Source organism: Vibrio genomosp. F6, from assembly GCF_005146325.1.
Taxonomy (GTDB): domain Bacteria; phylum Pseudomonadota; class Gammaproteobacteria; order Enterobacterales; family Vibrionaceae; genus Vibrio; species Vibrio cortegadensis.
In genome coordinates, this window is sequence record NZ_SYUT01000109.1 from 1 (window position 1) to 1,025 (window position 1,025).

Annotated in this window: 2 protein-coding genes; both read left to right on the forward strand. The window is 37.6% G+C overall.

Features of this window, described 5'->3' with window-relative positions; all coding sequences use genetic code 11:
* Positions 1-417, forward strand: a 417-nt coding sequence (locus FCV43_RS19870) for a DUF7674 family protein (protein ID WP_206380350.1), incomplete at its 5' end; no start/stop codon positions are given.
* A gap of 138 nt (positions 418-555) precedes the next feature.
* Positions 556-1,011: a GNAT family N-acetyltransferase gene (locus FCV43_RS19880; protein ID WP_136996149.1), complete on the forward strand. Its 456-nt coding sequence runs from the start codon at positions 556-558 to the stop codon at positions 1,009-1,011.
* Positions 1,012-1,025: the final 14 nt, after the last annotated feature.

Sequence of the window (1,025 nt, forward strand, 5' to 3'; positions counted from 1 at the left end):
TTTTGTGGGGTACACCAGTTCTTCGAGGAAAAAATGAAAATATCACCTTCAGAAGTATTGCCAGCATTCGTTGATATATATCCAGATTGTCGTGAGCACTTTATTAAAGAAGCTGACTATTGGATAGACGAAAAAGGAGCTATTTCAGTTCACTCATTATTCTCAATCTTTAGCTCACTTGTCGTAGAAAGGTTCTTGTTAGGTGAGTATGAAAAAAGCGAAGAGTTGTTTGGTTTCATAGATCTTGCAATCAAAGTGGGGGATAAAGAGGTTTCAAATGCTGCGTGCACATGTTTCGTGGAAAATCTCGTAAACATTGCATCTACAAAAACTGACTTTGAGTTATCTCACTTCTGGAGTCTACTTGGACCTTTAGCTACAGAGTTCGCAGATAACTATATGGCTGAGAATTTTTAGTGCTTAGTAAGTACGAACATAACAAATTGTTCAAGAGTGATTCGGCACGCGTGGCATTTTTACTATGCGTTGGGTTTAGTGGTTAAGGTGGTATGCGGAAGCTTCGGTATTGCGTGCCTCACACCTTAACAAAGCGTTATGAGGCATATGGTGATCAAGTTAGAATCAGTATTAGAAAGTGAATTTGAGTCGCTGTTTTCAGTGGTGAAAATGGGGCTGTATTCTCACGTAGAATCAGTCTTTGGTTGGTGTGATGATTATCAGAAAAATCGACTAATTAATGATTATGAGTCTAATTGGTTTTATTGGGTTTACTCTGGGCAGACTCGTGTTGGAATGCTCTGCTTCAAACAGTACAGCAATTCATATCATGTTCACTTGTTGGTTGTTTTTCCTGAATTTCAAAACCAAAGTTTATGGCAAGCTATTATGGCTTATGTTCATGAAAAAGCGAAGAATGAGTATAGAGATAGCATTACATTATCAAGTTTTGTTCGTAATATTAAAGCGATAAGTTTCTATGAAAGGCTAGGGTATAAAGTCATTGATAGTGATGAAAACTTCCTATCATTGTCGTTGAACCTTGCCTCATAACAAGAGACTATGGC

Coding starts and splice junctions, on each gene's coding strand:
- FCV43_RS19880 (WP_136996149.1), top strand. CDS start 556: ATGAGGCATATGGTGATCAAGTTAGAATCAGTATTAGAAAGTGAATTT.